Source organism: Bacillus cereus group sp. BfR-BA-01383, assembly GCF_022663495.1.
Lineage (GTDB): Bacteria > Bacillota > Bacilli > Bacillales > Bacillaceae_G > Bacillus_A > Bacillus_A cereus_AU.
The window spans coordinates 1-16,293 of the sequence record NZ_JAKUFP010000003.1 but is presented as its reverse complement, the minus strand read 5'-3'; the positions used below and the strand labels follow the sequence as shown (position 1 = coordinate 16,293).

The following is a 16,293-nucleotide window of genomic DNA, read 5'->3' as shown; positions in this document are numbered from 1 at the left end:
TTATTAAAATATAAAGAACGTATTTACCCCTATCTTAATAGTACAACAAAATCTATTTTCAGTCAACCTCTATTTTTCACTTTTAAAGGAGTGCTTACGTATGAACAAAAAACTTGATCTAGAGCAAAAACGATTGGATACCGTAATAGAAACGATTACGGAACAAATTGATAAGTTGGAAAACGAAACTGGCAGACGCCGGGCAGAAGTAATCAACATCCGCAAACACTTTTGGGATGATGTGAAAATGAACACGGATACTTTTGACGATTATCTTGAAACAGTTATCAACTTAAGACAACAAGCTCAGTCACTTGCTGTAACACAAATTACACATAAGCACACTTTTAATCGACTCGCTGCACTAAAACGTATGCAGAAAGCACCTTACTTCGGACGCATTGATTTTACAGAAGAAGGCGAACCTGCCGCAGAGCAAATTTATATCGGTGTTGCTACCCTTACCGACGCAAGCGGCGAAAACTTTCTTATATACGATTGGCGTGCACCTATTTCGAGTGTCTACTATGACTATCCACCAGGGCCGGCTAAATATACTACGCCAGGCGGTGTCATTAACGGAACTGTAGAAAAGAAATTACAATATATTATTCAGGGCGGCGTGATTGATTCTATGTTCGACACGAGCCTTACAATTGGAGACGAAATCCTACAACAAGTGCTCGGAAAAGGTACAAACAAACATATGCAAAGCATCGTTGCGACTATCCAGCGTGAGCAAAATGAAATTATAAGGCACGATGAAGGACGACTACTTATCGTTCAAGGAGCTGCTGGTAGTGGTAAAACGTCGGCTGCTCTGCAACGAATCGCCTATTTACTATATAAATATCGCGAATGGTTAAAAGCAGATCAAATCATTCTCTTCTCCCCTAACTCCATGTTCAACAGTTACGTATCTAACGTACTACCAGAACTTGGCGAAGAGAATATGCAGCAAGTGACATTCCAGGAATATTTAAACCATAGACTAAGTAAGTCATTTGATGTGGAAGATCCATACGAGCAATTAGAATATATGCTAACTAAAACGAATAGTCCTGCCTATAAAACTAGAAATGCGAGCATTCGCTTTAAAGCATCTACTCAATTTTTTGAGATGATTAGAACGTACAGACAATCTCTTGAATCGTCTGGCATGTTATTTAGAGGAATGAAATTTAGAGGAAAACTGATTGCCTCTGCTAAAGAAATCGCAGAGCAATTTTACAATACAGACTCCTCCCTCCGTTTCCATAATAGAATTGAAAAGTTAACGGATTGGCTAAATAAACAAATAGATGCAATCGAAAAAGCAGAACTGAAAAAACCTTGGGTAGAAGAGGAAATTGAACTACTTAGTAAAGATGAATATCAAAAGGCTTATAAATATTTACAGAAAAAGGGCGAGTTTGACGACAACTCCTTTAATGATTATGAAAAAGAAACGAAAGTACTTGGACGTATGATTGTCCGCAAAAAATTGAAGCCACTTCGTAAAGGCGTTCAAACACTACGCTTCATCAATTTCACAGGCATATATAAACAACTCTTCACAGATGCATCATGGGTTACTGGAGAAAAACCGAAAGAATGGGACGACATTTGCTCACTAACGGTGAACATGCTTGATGAAGGAAAACTATATTACGAGGATGCAACTCCATTTTTACTTTTAAAAGAGTTAATTGAAGGCTTCCAAACGAACAGATCGATTAAACACGTACTCGTAGATGAAGCGCAAGATTATTCTCCGTTTCAATTCGAGTTTTTAAAACGTCTCTTCCCTGCCGCAAAAATGACGGTACTCGGCGATTTTAACCAAGCGATATTCGCCCATGCGAGTGAAACAGTTAATTTCAATACACTTACTAACTTATACGGGCTAGACGAAACAAACGGTATCAACTTGACTCGTAGCTATCGCTCAACAAAACCGATCATTGAATTTACACGATATCTCGTACCGGAAGGAAAGAACATTAACGCATTTGAACGTGACGGCGAGAAACCTACAGTGACTACAGTTTCTAATTACAGTGAACTGCATGACGACATCACTGCCAAAGTCGCAGAACTACAAAAACAACAGCACAATACGATCGCAATTATATGTAAATCCGCAGCCGAAAGTGCCGCTGCATATAAGGCGCTCGGCAGCATTGAAGACATTAAACTTGTGAAGAGTACCTCTGCTGAGTATGAGCAAGGTATTGTCGTTATCCCTGCTTATTTAGCGAAGGGTATCGAATTTGACGCTGTTATTATTTACAATGCAAATGATGAAGTATACAGTGATGAGAGCCTTCGTAGATTATTTTACACTGCTTGTACGCGTGCGATGCATGAGTTGCATATGTATAGCGTTGGTGAGGTTAGTCCTTTTGTACTCGGGGCTGATTCAGCGAGTTTTAAGTGTATAACGAAAACACCTTGATTTTTATCAAGGTGTTTTTCTCATTCTAAATGACATATCTTTACGTCGATACACACTTAACACGATCCCCATTAAAAGCGCATGAAATACAGTTGGTGTTAATCCATAGCTAATAAAAGGTAAGGATATAGAAGCAAGCGGCAATAAACCTAGTATCATTCCAACGTTATAAATGAACTGGACTACAAAAAGAGTCATTCCTCCAACGATAAGCAATTTACCATACCGATCATTTATTTTATAAGATATGACCACTAACCTTGCCACAAAAAGAGAAAGAATTAAAACAAGGACTAGTGCAAGCACATACCCATAATAGTAAGTCAAACTCGCAAACACAAAATCAGTATCTGGAGCAGGGATGAACTTTATATCTCCATATGTACCAAACCAACCTGCTGACGACATTACCTCTTTTAAACGTATATACATAAACCCCGCGCCACCTGCATCACGCTCTGGATTTAAATACCCTAGAAATCTATCCAAATGGTATCCTGAGGACCAGGATACGGATACCTTGATAATAAATAAACAAATGGGGACAATTGTAATAATTAATGCCTTTTTCTTTCCTAACTTACTCCACCAAAGCATAACGAATACCATCGTGATATAGATAAAAATTGTTGAAAGAGTTGATACAATTAAAAATAAATACAAAGAAAATAAATACAAAATCACAAGATGCATAACCTTTATCCTACTATTATTAAAAAAAGAAGCCCAAGCTAGAAAAAAGAATGGTACTGCCATTAAACAGTCAATTGCGATAGGACCAATTTTCATTAACGGCTCTCCAGTCATCGAAGCATTTGGAAAACAGTATAGCATTAAAAGGATGAGTACTCCGATTATGTAAAACAGCCATCCAAGTCTTTCTAACTTTCGATAATCAATCAGCATCATCCCAAAAGCTGTTGCAATGCCGAGAATAACAAATATCACCTTATTCATTAATAAATCATTCGTATGTCCAAGAGCTACTATTGGCAAAAATCCTAGCCCCATAGCAATCACTAATAAAATAATAAGGAACCAATCAGCCTTTGGCTTATGGAGTTTGTTAAGCTCTTGCCCAAGTTTGACCGGACTTCCCATTTGTTCAACAGCTTTATCTTCAGCAACTTCCTCACTTAACCCTTTCTCCATCCACGTGTTCTTCGCCTGTTTCAAGTGAAAATCTAGTTCAGTTGCCACAAAGCCCTTTGCTTCTTTTGATTTAATATGATTGGTAACTTCGCTTAAAAAACGCTCCCCTTTTTTATTCAATTCCGCCTCACTCCTGTACTAAGCCTTTTAATATAAACCGTGTCTTTGTAGAATCTTTCTCTGCCTTTCGTAACATCTTTCTTCCTTTATCATTTAATTGATAATATTTCGCTCCTGAATGATCCCAGCTAGATTGGATAAAACGGTTCTGTTCTAGACGATGTAATACAGTGTATAAAAAACCTTCATTTCCTTCGAATTTTTGAATCCCTCTCCCTCGCAATAACTGCGCCAGTTCATAGCCTGTTTTTTCATTACTGAGAAGTTGTAAAACTGCTAAAGAGATATCTTCTTCACTTTGGATTGAGTGATTGATTTTTTCGCGCACCTGCTTTCGAAGTTGATCAGAAAAACGCAAATGTTTAAAAGTTGTGTTCTCCATTGATTTTCGCAAGCCTTTTAATCGATCTTCCATTTGATTATTCCTCCAATCCTTTCTTCAAAAGCTCCTTAGCTTTTTTCAGTCTCGTTTTTATCGTGTTTTCCTTCACTTCTATTACAATCGAAATCTCTTTAATAGATAATTCTTCATAATAAAATAGATAAATGACTTCTCGATATTTTATCGGTAAATTCATTACTGCAGAAGCCAGCCTATTATCCTCTGCATTTTGAATAACCGTTTGTTCAACACTTTCTTTTTGACTCCCGATATACGTAGTATCATCCGCTGTCACGATTACCTTTTTGTTATACCAGCTTTTTATGTAGTCCTTACACTGATTAATGGCAATTCTCCACAACCACGTTTTTACATTTGATTTCCCTTTGTATGTATGAAGAGACTTATAGCATTTAACAAATATATCTTGCGTTAAATCCTCAGCAACCTCTTTATTATTCACATATGAATACACAAGCTGTAAGACTTCTTGTCCATACTTGTTCATTATTTCGTCGATAAGGTCCTCCTTATCTTCTATTTCAAACATCTCTACTGTTAATTCATCCACATCATTTCCTCCTTCCCATATATTAGACGACGCACTCTATGGAAAAGTTTTATAAATTCATAAAAAAATACGGTTAGCAATGTCCATACCGTTTTGTTAAACCTTTATTTCAAGTTTTATACACGCCATCATAGTCTAACTCATGGCTTCATATTCTCCTCTTCCTACTAAAATAGCGTTTTGTTTTAAAATCCGTTCCAGTAGTTGTCTGCAAATGTTTCAAAGTGATCATCTGTGAATTGCAGGTCATTTGCCATCGCTTCCGCAATTACATCGAATTTTTCTCGTGGGATATCACATTATCCTTCCTTTCTCTCAAACAACGATTTTGTTTTCATTTCACCAACACTAATTTCCAAATTTTACATAAATATATTTTTTTACTCTTTTAGTATATTAAATATAAGCTTCCTAAAAGCTGCTATACCATTTCCCTATCCTTATTAAGGATAGGGTTTTTTTTATTAAATTCTATTTATAAAATCACTCCAAATAAGAATTTTGTCAAAAACTTACATGCATCTGTTTTTCGTTGTATAATTAAATTATCAATATATTAGGAGTGTTAAGTGTGTCAGAAACAATAATGATTTTGTTATACATCTGTTTCGGAATGAGTGCGGTTTTTAGCTTAATAAAGGAATTTCGAAAGCCACAGAGAAGCCAGTTCCTGATTTTATTTGATTCTCTAATTTTGATAGGAGCTGTATTTTTAATAGCTAGTATTTTTATCTAAATTATATAACGGACACTCTCCAGGGAGTGAAGCAGCTAGCAAAAGCTAACTGCTTTTTTAATTTAACTAACACTTTTGTTTGATTTTCATCCGCCCATATTAGGATTGATACATTCCCACATATAATCATCCAATTCAATCTCTGCGTTCTTAATAATTTCACCCTTATAAAGATAGCTATGATTCAAACGCCCCACCCTAGAAACGTCATATAATAAATTCACAAAAATTTGAATAGTCCATAAAAAAAACCACCTAAAGGCTCCCCTTCAAGTGGTTTTCTCTCTTACGCTAACGCAGCTGCCTGTTCTTGTTGATCTACAGGAATGACAGCATCTGTTAATGCTTTTTCTAGTTCAGCTGTGTATTTCATTTGCTCTTCTTTGCTCCAGCCAAGTTTCGCAGCCATGTAGTTAATTACTGCTTCTTTCCACTCGTATACCCAGTGGATGTTGAAGAATACAGCGCCTCTGCGGCGTACGAAGAAGTCAACTGGCTTCGCTGTCATTTCGTAATCCATTGCGTATACAAGCGGGATTAGAACGTCAAGCGGCATGTTGTATTCTTTTGCTTCGTCTTTATGTTTTTTCGCTAAGTCGAACAGTACGTCAACGTTAGAGCCGTAGAATTTCGTGAATTCTTCCGCTTGCACTGTCGTTAAACCGTATTTCGTACCTTCGCCTGCTTTTTTCGCGATAAATGCCGGGAACCCGTGTGAACCACTTACATGACCACCAGAGATTGGCATATGTTTCGTATCGCTCTTCGGATATGCGCTATGACCTTCTTTTTGTAGTAAGTTCGTTACGTAGTCTACTACCATTTCAGCCATTTTGCGGTATCCAGTTAATTTACCACCAGCGATTGTAATTAAACCAGATTCAGAAGTCCAAATTTCGTCTTTACGAGAAATTTCAGATGCATTTTTACCTTCTTCATAAATTAAGGGACGTACACCAGCCCAGCTTGATTCTACATCTTTTTCTGTAATTTTCACGCTTGGGAACATGTAGTTAATCGCATTAATGATATATGTGCGATCTTCTGTTGTCATGTGCGGTACAGCTGCGTCTTTATCATAGAACGTATCTGTTGTACCTACATACGTTTTTCCTCCGCGAGGAATCGCGAACACCATACGTTTATCTGGTGTATCAAAGTAAATCGCTTGCCCTAATGGGAAACGTTTTTGATCAATTACTAAGTGAACACCTTTTGATAATTGAAGAACTTTTCCTTTTTTCGAGTTATCTTTTTCACGAAGTGTATCTACCCAAGGACCAGCTGCGTTTACAATTTTCTTACCGTAAACTTCATATACCTCTCCGTCTAGTAAATCGATTACACGTACACCACATACTTTTCCATCTTTATATAAGAAACTGTCTACTTTTGCGTAGTTAACAGCTTTTGCACCATGCTCAATTGCTTCTTTCATTACTTCAATTGTAAGACGAGCATCGTCTGTACGATATTCTACGTAGTAACCGCCGCCTTTTAATCCTTCTTGTTTTACAAGAGGCTCTTTGTTTAGCGTTTCTTCACGGTTAAACATCTTTCTGCGCTCGCTTCGTTTTACACCGGCTAAAAAGTCGTATACACGAAGACCAATTGATGTACTGAATGATCCGAACGTACCGCCTGTATGGAACGGAAGTAACATCCACTCTGGTGTTGTTACATGGGGACCGTTCTCATATACGATCGCACGCTCTTTCCCCACCTCTGCTACCATTTTCACTTCAAGTTGTTTTAAATAACGTAAACCACCATGTACAAGCTTCGTTGAACGACTTGATGTACCTGCTGCAAAGTCCTGCATTTCAAACACAATCGTTGATAAACCGCGTGTTGCTCCATCTAATGCAATACCAGAACCAGTAATACCTCCACCAATTACGATCACATCTAACTCTTGTTTATTTACCCCGTTTAATACGTCTTTACGTTGTTTACTTGAAAATTTCATGGTAATTCCTCCCTTTGATAACGAAAAAAGAGACCACAAACTCCGCTATAGATTTCGCCTCTATAGCGCGTTATGGTCTCTCCAAATCTCCTACCGAATTATTAACTTGTCACCATTATAACACTGTTTATGATTATTTGAAAGCTTTTGTTGCTTCAATTGCCTTTTTCCATCCAGCATATAGCTCTTCGCTTGTTTCCGCTTCCATTGCTGGTGTAAAGCGTTTATCCATATGCCACTGTTCTTTAATTTCGTCTTGGTTTTTCCAATATCCAACCGCAAGACCAGCTAAGTATGCTGCACCTAAAGCTGTCGTTTCGTTGATCACCGGACGCTCTACAGGAACGTCTAACATATCGCTTTGGAACTGCATTAAGAAGTTATTCTTAACTGCTCCGCCATCAACGCGCAACGTGTTCAGTTCAATACCTGAATCAGCTTCCATCGCGCATAATACATCTTTCGTTTGGTATGCTAAAGATTCTAGCGTTGCACGGATGAAATGCTCTTTCGTCGTACCGCGTGTTACACCAAACATAGCGCCGCGTACTTCGCTATCCCAATACGGTGTACCTAAACCTACGAATGCTGGTACAACATATACACCTTCAGTTGATTCAACGCGTGATGCGTACACTTCACTCTCACTTGCATCTTTAAACATACGCATTCCATCGCGTAACCACTGAATTGCAGAACCTGCTACGAAAATACTTCCTTCTAGTGCATAGTTTACTTTACCATCTAAACCCCATGCAATTGTTGTTAATAGGCCATGCTCAGAAGCAACTGCTTTTTCGCCTGTGTTCATTAACATGAAGCAACCAGTTCCGTAAGTGTTCTTCGCCATACCTTCACCGAAACAAGCTTGTCCGAATAATGCCGCTTGTTGGTCACCAGCTACACCTGCAATCGGTACATTTTGACCGAAGAAGTGATAATCAACTGTTTCTCCATATATTTCAGATGATGGACGTACTTCTGGAAGCACGCTCTTTGGTACTGTTAACATGTCTAGAAGCTCATCATCCCACTGTAAGTCGTGAATGTTAAACATTAATGTACGTGATGCATTTGAATAATCTGTTACGTGCGCTTTACCACCAGATAATTTCCATACAAGCCACGTATCAATTGTTCCGAATAATAGCTCGCCGTTTTCCGCTTTTTCTCTTGCACCTTCAACGTTATCTAAAATCCATTTTACTTTCGTTCCAGAGAAGTATGCATCAATTAAAAGACCTGTTTTTTCGCGAACCATTTCGCTATAACCTTTTTCTTTTAACTCATCACAAATTTCAACTGTTTGACGAGATTGCCATACGATTGCGTTATAAATTGGTTTGCCAGTCTCTTTATCCCATACAACCGCTGTTTCACGTTGATTCGTAATACCGATACCAGCGATTTGTTCTGGTTTTACGTCTGCTTCGCTTAAGCAAGTTGCGATAACCGCTAAAATAGATCCCCAAATTTCTTGCGCGTTATGTTCTACCCAGCCCGGCTTTGGAAAATGTTGTGTAAACTCTTTTTGAGCTGAATGTACAATTTCACCTTTTTTATTGAACAGAATTGCGCGTGAGCTTGTTGTTCCTTGGTCTAATGAAAGAATATATTTTTTCATATCGGTTTCCCCCTTATGCTACTTTTCTACTATTTGTAGTGCTTCCGCTTTTTTTACTTGTCATATAAGAGATTGCTAGTACAATCACAGTTGCAATAATCACATAAATAAGTGCTGAATTTTGTTTTCCTTCAAATACAACTTGATGGAATAAACCTGCAAGTGATCCACCTAAAATTGGACCAACTACTGGAATCCATGCATACTTCCAGTTTGAACCGCCTTTTCCTGCGATCGGAAGGAAGAAGTGTGCAATACGCGGACCTAAATCACGAGCCGGGTTAATTGCATATCCTGTTGTTCCACCTAATGATAAACCAATACTTACAATTAAGAAACCTACGATAAATGGATTTAATCCGTCTGCAAATTTATTTGCTCCAATTGCTAATATACCAAATACTAAAACGAATGTTCCAATCATTTCACTTAAAAGGTTTGCAAATGTGTTCGGAATTGCTGGACCTGTTGCAAATACACCTAATTTTGTTCCTGGATCTTCTGTTTCTTTCCAGTGTGGTAAGTAATGTAAATATACAAGAACTGCCCCGATAATTGCCCCAATCATTTGTGCTGCGATATACATTGGTACGTCACTCCATGGGAACGCTCCCTTAAAAGCAAGCCCTATCGTTAAAGCCGGATTCAAATGTGCCCCACTAATTGATCCAACTGCATACGCTGCAACCGCCACTGCTAAGCCCCAGCCCATTGTAATGACAATCCAACCAGAATCTTTCGCAAACGACTTCTTTAAACTTACACCAGCACAAACGCCGCCACCAAGTAAGATTAACAACGCAGTCCCTATTAACTCTCCTAAAAATGCTGACATAGTATCCCTCCGCAATCAATTTAAACGTTTTCAAATGTGATAGAAGTAAAATGAATGGCCATTCGTTTTTTTCAAAAGAAAAAAATCCACAGCTTACATGCTTCTATATAAAAGTATATAGAAACAATAAAATGTGGATCTCTTCTTTTCTCCGTCACGTTTATTAACTTGTCTATAATGTTAACCTCTCGTGAAAGCGGTGTCAACAGAATTTTTTCACATTTCCGTCACTTTTTTTGGTAATGTTTCCATAGTTCTTTCTTCGATGTCGTAATGGCTGTCGCACCAGCATTTAACGCTCTTTCCACATCCTCCACAGTACGAATGAAACCACCCGCTAAAATTGGCACACCAGTACGCTCTTTCACTTCAGCAATCACATCCGTTAACGCTCCAGGAAGTACCTCTATATAATTCGGCTTCGTTTTTTCTAGCAAATTACAGCTCTTTTCCATCGCACTAGAATCAATTAAAAAGATGCGCTGAATTGCGACAACACCCTTTTGCTTCGCCTTCATAATTACGTTCGCCTTTGTCGATAATAACCCGTATGGTTTATATTCTTGGCATAAAAACTCCGTCGCATGCCCATCACTTTGTAATCCATGGATCAAATCAACATGTAAAAACACCTTTTTACTATGCTGCTTCGCAAGTGACACAACACTCTTCAATTGCCCGACATGAATATCTAAAATAACGATATACTCATACGAACTATGTAATAGCTTTTCCAAATCTTTAATTTGCCTCACTGCCGGCAAAATCTTTTGTTCATGAAATTCCATTCTATATGTCCCCTTCCCGTCTATTCTTTATAGTACACAATTTGAGTGGAAAGAACAGCTAGTGTGGGGAAATTCCTTCATTATCTATATATTTTCTTCAACTTATCAGATCCCATACCACCTATAACCATTAATAGGAGAGGTAAAAAATTCATTATATATGGTGCATCTGCTAAGAGTGTTATATTTGCTCCGGCGAACGTATTTAGTACCCACACAACGATTTTTGTAATAAATAAAAATACGCCCATCATAAATAAACTATCAAAAAACACCTTCCATTTTGGATGCGCTAATTGTTTACTATCTTCAATTACTTTTTGCGTCAACTCTTCATCACTCCTTAGCAGCTCATCAATCGTAATACCGAACAGATCGCTTAAATGAATAATAATTTCAATGCTCGGATAGTTCTTTCCCGTCTCCCATTTCGAAACAGATTGCCTACTTACATGAATTTTTTCAGCCAAATCATTTTGCGACCAATTTCTTTTTTCCCTTTCTTCTTTTAAACGCTCGCTAAAAATCATACTGTGTTTATCACCTCTCTACGCCTAGTATGGTCAAATAAATGATGAAGAGTAAAGCGAGTTATCGTTGCATAACCTGCGCAACTTGTGCGTTACATCTTAAAATAGCGCTATGTAGTATGTAGATTTCATATACTATGCTCCAATAATAATTTCCCGAACAATAAATAGAAGACACTGTCCAATTTCGACGGTACATGAAATTATATTGAACGTAACTCCCATTTTATCGACGCAAATTGAATTATATCGACGTTTCGACAAGGAATATCGACTTAACTGCAAAATACGACAATAGTAGCAACCTATTAACGAGAAGAAACCGGCCATAGTAATGGTTCAAGTCGGAGGAAGGCACCTTTGGGTGTCTTTTTTATGGATAATCATGATCATTATGCTTTACCATAAAGAATAACGTTGATGTATAAAACATTTATTGGAAGAAGTAGACCCAAATCGTGTACATATGTTATGATGATTTAAGAGAAAGGCAGGTTTTAAATATGGAAAAACAAGCTGTTGTACTTACATTTAAGGAAGATATGCAGTCATACAAAACATTCTCTGTTATAAAAAAACTTCACCTTGAGCACCAATTAAAAGTAGATCAAATCGCCGTTATTAAACGAAAAATAGATGGTGAATTATCAGTAGAAGACTTTTTAGATATAACTGGTGCTGATAAAACAAATAAGGGCGGTTTAATCGGTATGTTTGTTGGAATACTCGGTGGACCTTTCGGTGTATTATTAGGTGGACTAATTGGATCCACAATCGGTATCTTTAAAGATAAAAAAGAAGTTACTCATGCATACTCTGTTTTTGAAAACACATTAAAATCGATTAAACCAGGGAAAACAGGGGTCATTTTGATTGTTGAAGAACAGACAGAAGATACATTAAATAACCTTATACAAGAAGGAAACGGGAAAATAGATCGTTATCCAGAAGCTACTTTACGTGCCGAAATTGAGGCAGAACGCAAAAAATTAAAATCTAAGTAATTAATGAATTACTATCGCGAATCGTGGTACTTAAAAGAGTCCATGATTCGTTTTTTATTAAATTCCCCATGGAGTTTTAGAAATATTTTCTGACTTGATAAATATAAAAGAAAAAGCATGAGGTTCAGTAAGTCATAAACTACTGAACCTCGCTTTTTTTTATTAACGCACCTAATCTACAGTTGTATCTTTTCTCACATTTCAACAGTAAACCACATTGTGCCATCTTATCTTGTTTCCTACCAACAAACTCTATATTATTCGTTTAAAAAAATAAATCTTCATCTTTTATAACCATTTTTACTTTGTTTCGCTAGTAATCAACTTTACACTAATCTTTTCTAATAGATGCTCACAATATATACGCCCAAAACTTCACTAAGAAATGAAGCTATTATAATAAAACCGAATCCTTATCACTACTCTGATTACGTTTCTCTCGCTCTTCTTCTAAGCGCTTCATATAAACTTCGCCTTCTTTTTCGATAAACTCATTATCCATATCTTGCTCTTTTTTCGAAGTATATAAAACCATGTAGCCACTCAATACGATCCCAACGATTACAAGATAAACCCACCATGGTAAAGTTTCCAAATCACTTCATTCCTTTCCTTAGACAAGCCTTATTAGTTTCACTCTATGAGGAAAGAAATGGATTTATGCTTAAATTTTTATTGTGGATGCTTCGCGAAAAATGCTTGTACATATTCCATAAACTCGATTGGTTCCTGACGAAACGGCGCATGGTATCCTTTTTCAATAATATGAAACGTACTATTTGCAAATAACTCATGATACAACTCACCATTTTTCCAAGAAACGCTCTTATCGTGTCGTCCCCATATAATTAAAGTCGGCACCTTAATTTTATCAGCTTCCATCGCAATACGGCGTTCTTTCATTTTCGTAAGCTGATCATAATGCTCTTTATCATCGCGGCTATTTTTCACTTCATTTTTATTATAGTCCGTAATCTCTGTTACAGTTTGTAAGTCTGTCGATAGCGGCGGAACTTCATAACTTTCTTTTTGCTGGAAAGACTCAATTCCTGTAGAATCTGCCAAAATGAGATGCGTCACTGCGTCTGGATATAAATACGCTAAATTAAGAGACATCTCTCCCCCCATCGAATGACCGAGCACCGCAAACTGATCGTATCCGAGCTTCTTCATTAACTTATAGTATAAATTCACTTGCGCAGGAAACGAATACTGAAAATCAACTGGCTTAGAAGAACGCCCAAATCCTAAAATATCAACTGCAATAATCGTATGATCTCTCGCAAGTTCCGGATAAATATCACTAAACCCATCAGAAGAACCACCAAACCCATGAAGCATTAATAAAGGCGGTTTCCCCTCACCAATTTGCTTAAAATAAATCGTCTGTCCATCAATTTGCGCCATACTCTCTTTCGTATGTAGCTTCATCATAACAGTATCTTTCACTTCTCCAACCTTCGCAATCGGCTTATCAACGAAGTTACATACTATAAGCAAAACGAGCACAATACCGCTAATCATATAAAACTTAAACCGTTTCAAAGTTCCCGTCTCCTTTCTCTTGTTGCTATTTAAAGTTTTTACATTTTTTGGTTGTTTTATGTCTCTTTTTAATTGTAACCATTATAGTTACAATTATATTAAAAAATATTACTCATTCCCATTACTGATGGTTATTTTGTAACTATTATAGTTACATATTTAAAGTAAGTCAATTATTTTCTTTACATGTATGATTTCAACTCGCTTCTCTCTTACATTCTACATATAGATATTTTCAACAAATACTATAATCGATTTCCAAAATACACTAAAAATTCAAATTTCAGAACAGTATAATATTAATTAAAGGAGGGGATAAAATTGGTTTTTAAAAGAATTTTATACTTCATTTTAGCTGAGAGTATTTTTATTTAAGTAATTTAATAGAAATAGGATTACTACCGATTATTTTAGGTTGTTGCTTTATTTTTTCTTATATAAAAATTAAACAAGAAATGGACATTATAAAAATAATTATTTTGAGTGTATTAGTAAGTTTTTTATCTTTTGCTTTCATGATTTTACTTAATAAAATGATAGAAAGAATTTTTAGTTTTTCATCAACTAAATTTATAGAAATTCTATTAGTAATGCTATGCTGTGGTATAGTGGTTTATATTTTAGAATTAGTTATAAAATTTATTTATAAACGGCTTTTCGAGAAAAGGAATATAAACGGTAAGCTTCAACAGTAAGCTTCTTTCATGGATCAGCTGTTTCTGAAATTACTGATGTAAAGTGACAAAAAAGTTATTAAAAAAATGCAAGTCATTCTATTCAACAATCGGGCCATTTAATGGAAGAAGACTTCCAAACAATCCATGCTATATATATTTTGTATGAGATCGTTAAGGAATGCACTTAAACTATAGGGCAGAATAGTTGAATATAGATTTTGTTTTCTGCCCCATTAAGCGTTTATAGTAACGTGGGCAATTGATCGATAAAAAGGTTGCTTTTTCACTAGCGGAGTTAAGTGGAAGATGGGATGAAAAACATAAGTATTTTAAAATAGATCAAAATGTATGAATTAACTAAATAACTTGTACCTTTCAAATGAACGAAAATTGCATTTACTATATTGTATATAGTTTTTTTGAAAGGAGGTATTTTTACGATGGATGGTAATAGTTCAACACCCTGTGGTTCTTTTACCACTAATCAATTGGGAATCAATATACAGCGAATATGCGACGGAGGCTCCGTACAATTATATCAAGCATTTACAAAATGTCTTCCTACCATTACACTCCGGCTGGCTAATGCTGGTAGCGGTTGTCCAATTACATTATTTGTAAAACAGGAAAAAGATTTTCACCGATTTCAAATTGAACCTAATTCTCAAATTTTTGCTTCTTTTGATTGTGTTAAGGAAGTAAAGGTTCAATGCAGTGATTCACCAGGAGGTAATTGTAACATATTTGGGGAATTACAAATTCACGGTTGTGTTTCTTGCGGCTAATTTTGAACAATAACCTTAAAATATCAACAAACAAAAAAGAGCAACCCCTCACGCTTGAGAATTCCCCGACAATCAATATGCATATCGATTTTTTTGAAAGGAGGTAATTATTTACGATGGATGGTAATAGTTCAACACCCTGTGGTTCTTATACGGCAAACCCCTCATTCTTCGCTTTTAACCGACAATGCGACGGTAGCTCCGTTCAAATATACCAAGCATTTACAGAATGTCTTCCTACCGTAACAATCAAATTGGAGAGTAATTTTAGTACCTGTCCCATTACATTAATAATTTCGAAAGAGAAAAAAGGCCATCAACAAGTTCAAATAGAACCGAACCAATTTTTTTATGCTTCTTTTGATTCTGTTAAGAAAGTAAGGGTTCAATGTAGTGATTCACCAGGAGGTACTTGTAGTATTTCAGGGGATATACAAGTTCACGGTTGTGTTTCTTGCTGCCAAAGCAGCGACGAATGTTCAGATGAAAGTTAAGGATGAAAATGCTAGTTCCGATGTAGGTTCTGGTGCAAAAAATCTATAAAACTTGGACATACTGATACTATTACTCTAAAAAGGTGTGTGATTGGTATGGAAAAGAATAATTTGTTCAAATGGAAACACTATCAGCCTGATATTATCTTATTAACGGTAAGATGGTACCTACGGTACAATCTTAGTTTTCGTGATTTAGTGGAAATGATGGAGGAACGGAGTTTATCCATTTCTCATACAACGATTATGCGTTGGGTTCATCAGTATGGTCCTGAATTGGATAAACGGATCCGACGTTACCTCAAACAAACAAATGACTCTTGGAGAGTCGATGAAACATATATCAAAGTAAAAGGTCAATGGATATACTTGTATCGTGCTGTTGATTCGAAAGGAAGCACAATCGATTTTTTCCTAAGCAAAACAAGAGATCAGAAGGCTGCAAAGCGCTTTTTCAAGAAAGCTTTGCGGTCTTTTCATGTTTCAAAGCCTCGTGTTATAACGGTCGACAAGAATCCAGCTTATCCTATAGCAATTGAACAATTGAAAAAAGAAAACATACTAAGATTAGTAGTGCAGGCCAAGGCATTGGTTCGCACTACTATTTTTTATATAGTAGAAGTGAAGAAAGGGTCGTGTATGCT

15 protein-coding genes are annotated in these 16,293 nt (G+C 36.5%); 5 read left to right on the top strand and 10 right to left on the bottom strand.

Annotated features, from left to right (window positions below):
- Positions 1-100: 100 nt before the first annotated feature.
- Positions 101-2,437 (top strand): RNA polymerase recycling motor HelD, encoded by a 2,337-nt coding sequence (gene helD / locus MR065_RS03955; protein WP_242212583.1) that lies wholly within the window; start codon positions 101-103, stop codon positions 2,435-2,437.
- Positions 2,438-2,443: 6 nt separating this feature from the next.
- Here helD and MR065_RS03950 read toward each other — a convergent pair whose 3' ends face one another.
- The 8 genes from MR065_RS03950 to MR065_RS03915 form a co-directional block, all read right to left on the bottom strand.
- Positions 2,444-3,709 (bottom strand): FtsW/RodA/SpoVE family cell cycle protein, encoded by a 1,266-nt coding sequence (locus MR065_RS03950; RefSeq protein WP_242212582.1) that lies wholly within the window; start codon positions 3,707-3,709, stop codon positions 2,444-2,446.
- A gap of 7 nt (positions 3,710-3,716) precedes the next feature.
- Positions 3,717-4,124, bottom strand: a complete 408-nt coding sequence (locus MR065_RS03945; RefSeq protein WP_242212581.1) for a PadR family transcriptional regulator — start codon at positions 4,122-4,124, stop codon at positions 3,717-3,719.
- 4 nt (positions 4,125-4,128) lie between these two features.
- A complete protein-coding gene (locus MR065_RS03940) occupies positions 4,129-4,662 on the bottom strand; it encodes a sigma-70 family RNA polymerase sigma factor (RefSeq protein WP_242212580.1) in 534 nt (177 codons plus the stop codon).
- 1,022 nt (positions 4,663-5,684) lie between these two features.
- Positions 5,685-7,367, bottom strand: coding sequence for an aerobic glycerol-3-phosphate dehydrogenase (gene glpD, locus MR065_RS03935; protein WP_242212579.1), 1,683 nt, complete (start codon positions 7,365-7,367; stop codon positions 5,685-5,687).
- Between the two features lie 133 nt (positions 7,368-7,500).
- Entirely contained in the window at positions 7,501-8,991 is a 1,491-nt protein-coding gene (gene glpK / locus MR065_RS03930) for a glycerol kinase GlpK (RefSeq protein WP_242212578.1), read from the bottom strand.
- Between the two features lie 13 nt (positions 8,992-9,004).
- Positions 9,005-9,826: a glycerol uptake facilitator protein GlpF gene (gene glpF, locus MR065_RS03925; protein WP_088232657.1), complete on the bottom strand. Its 822-nt coding sequence runs from the start codon at positions 9,824-9,826 to the stop codon at positions 9,005-9,007.
- A gap of 227 nt (positions 9,827-10,053) precedes the next feature.
- Positions 10,054-10,614 (bottom strand): glycerol uptake operon antiterminator GlpP, encoded by a 561-nt coding sequence (glpP, locus tag MR065_RS03920; RefSeq protein WP_242212577.1) that lies wholly within the window; start codon positions 10,612-10,614, stop codon positions 10,054-10,056.
- 80 nt (positions 10,615-10,694) lie between these two features.
- Positions 10,695-11,144, bottom strand: coding sequence for a helix-turn-helix domain-containing protein (locus MR065_RS03915; RefSeq protein WP_242212576.1), 450 nt, complete (start codon positions 11,142-11,144; stop codon positions 10,695-10,697).
- A 503-nt stretch (positions 11,145-11,647) separates the two neighbouring features.
- On the opposite strand from MR065_RS03915, the gene MR065_RS03910 reads away from it, so the two are divergent.
- Positions 11,648-12,148: a co-chaperone DjlA gene (locus MR065_RS03910; RefSeq protein ID WP_242212575.1), complete on the top strand. Its 501-nt coding sequence runs from the start codon at positions 11,648-11,650 to the stop codon at positions 12,146-12,148.
- Between the two features lie 394 nt (positions 12,149-12,542).
- Here MR065_RS03910 and MR065_RS03905 read toward each other — a convergent pair whose 3' ends face one another.
- Together MR065_RS03905 and MR065_RS03900 are read right to left on the bottom strand one after the other, a co-directional pair.
- Entirely contained in the window at positions 12,543-12,743 is a 201-nt protein-coding gene (locus MR065_RS03905) for a sporulation YhaL family protein (RefSeq protein WP_000449226.1), read from the bottom strand.
- Positions 12,744-12,820: 77 nt separating this feature from the next.
- A complete protein-coding gene (locus MR065_RS03900; protein WP_242212574.1) occupies positions 12,821-13,693 on the bottom strand; it encodes an alpha/beta fold hydrolase in 873 nt (290 codons plus the stop codon).
- A 383-nt stretch (positions 13,694-14,076) separates the two neighbouring features.
- On the opposite strand from MR065_RS03900, the gene MR065_RS03895 reads away from it, so the two are divergent.
- From MR065_RS03895 to MR065_RS03885, 3 genes are all read left to right on the top strand, one after another.
- Positions 14,077-14,388, top strand: a complete 312-nt coding sequence (locus MR065_RS03895) for a DUF4029 domain-containing protein (RefSeq protein ID WP_313895151.1) — start codon at positions 14,077-14,079, stop codon at positions 14,386-14,388.
- Between the two features lie 422 nt (positions 14,389-14,810).
- Complete coding sequence (locus tag MR065_RS03890; protein WP_242212573.1) at positions 14,811-15,155, top strand: hypothetical protein; 345 nt, start codon at positions 14,811-14,813, stop codon at positions 15,153-15,155.
- Between the two features lie 590 nt (positions 15,156-15,745).
- A partial coding sequence (locus tag MR065_RS03885; RefSeq protein WP_242212572.1) for an IS6 family transposase occupies positions 15,746-16,293 on the top strand: 548 nt, incomplete at its 3' end.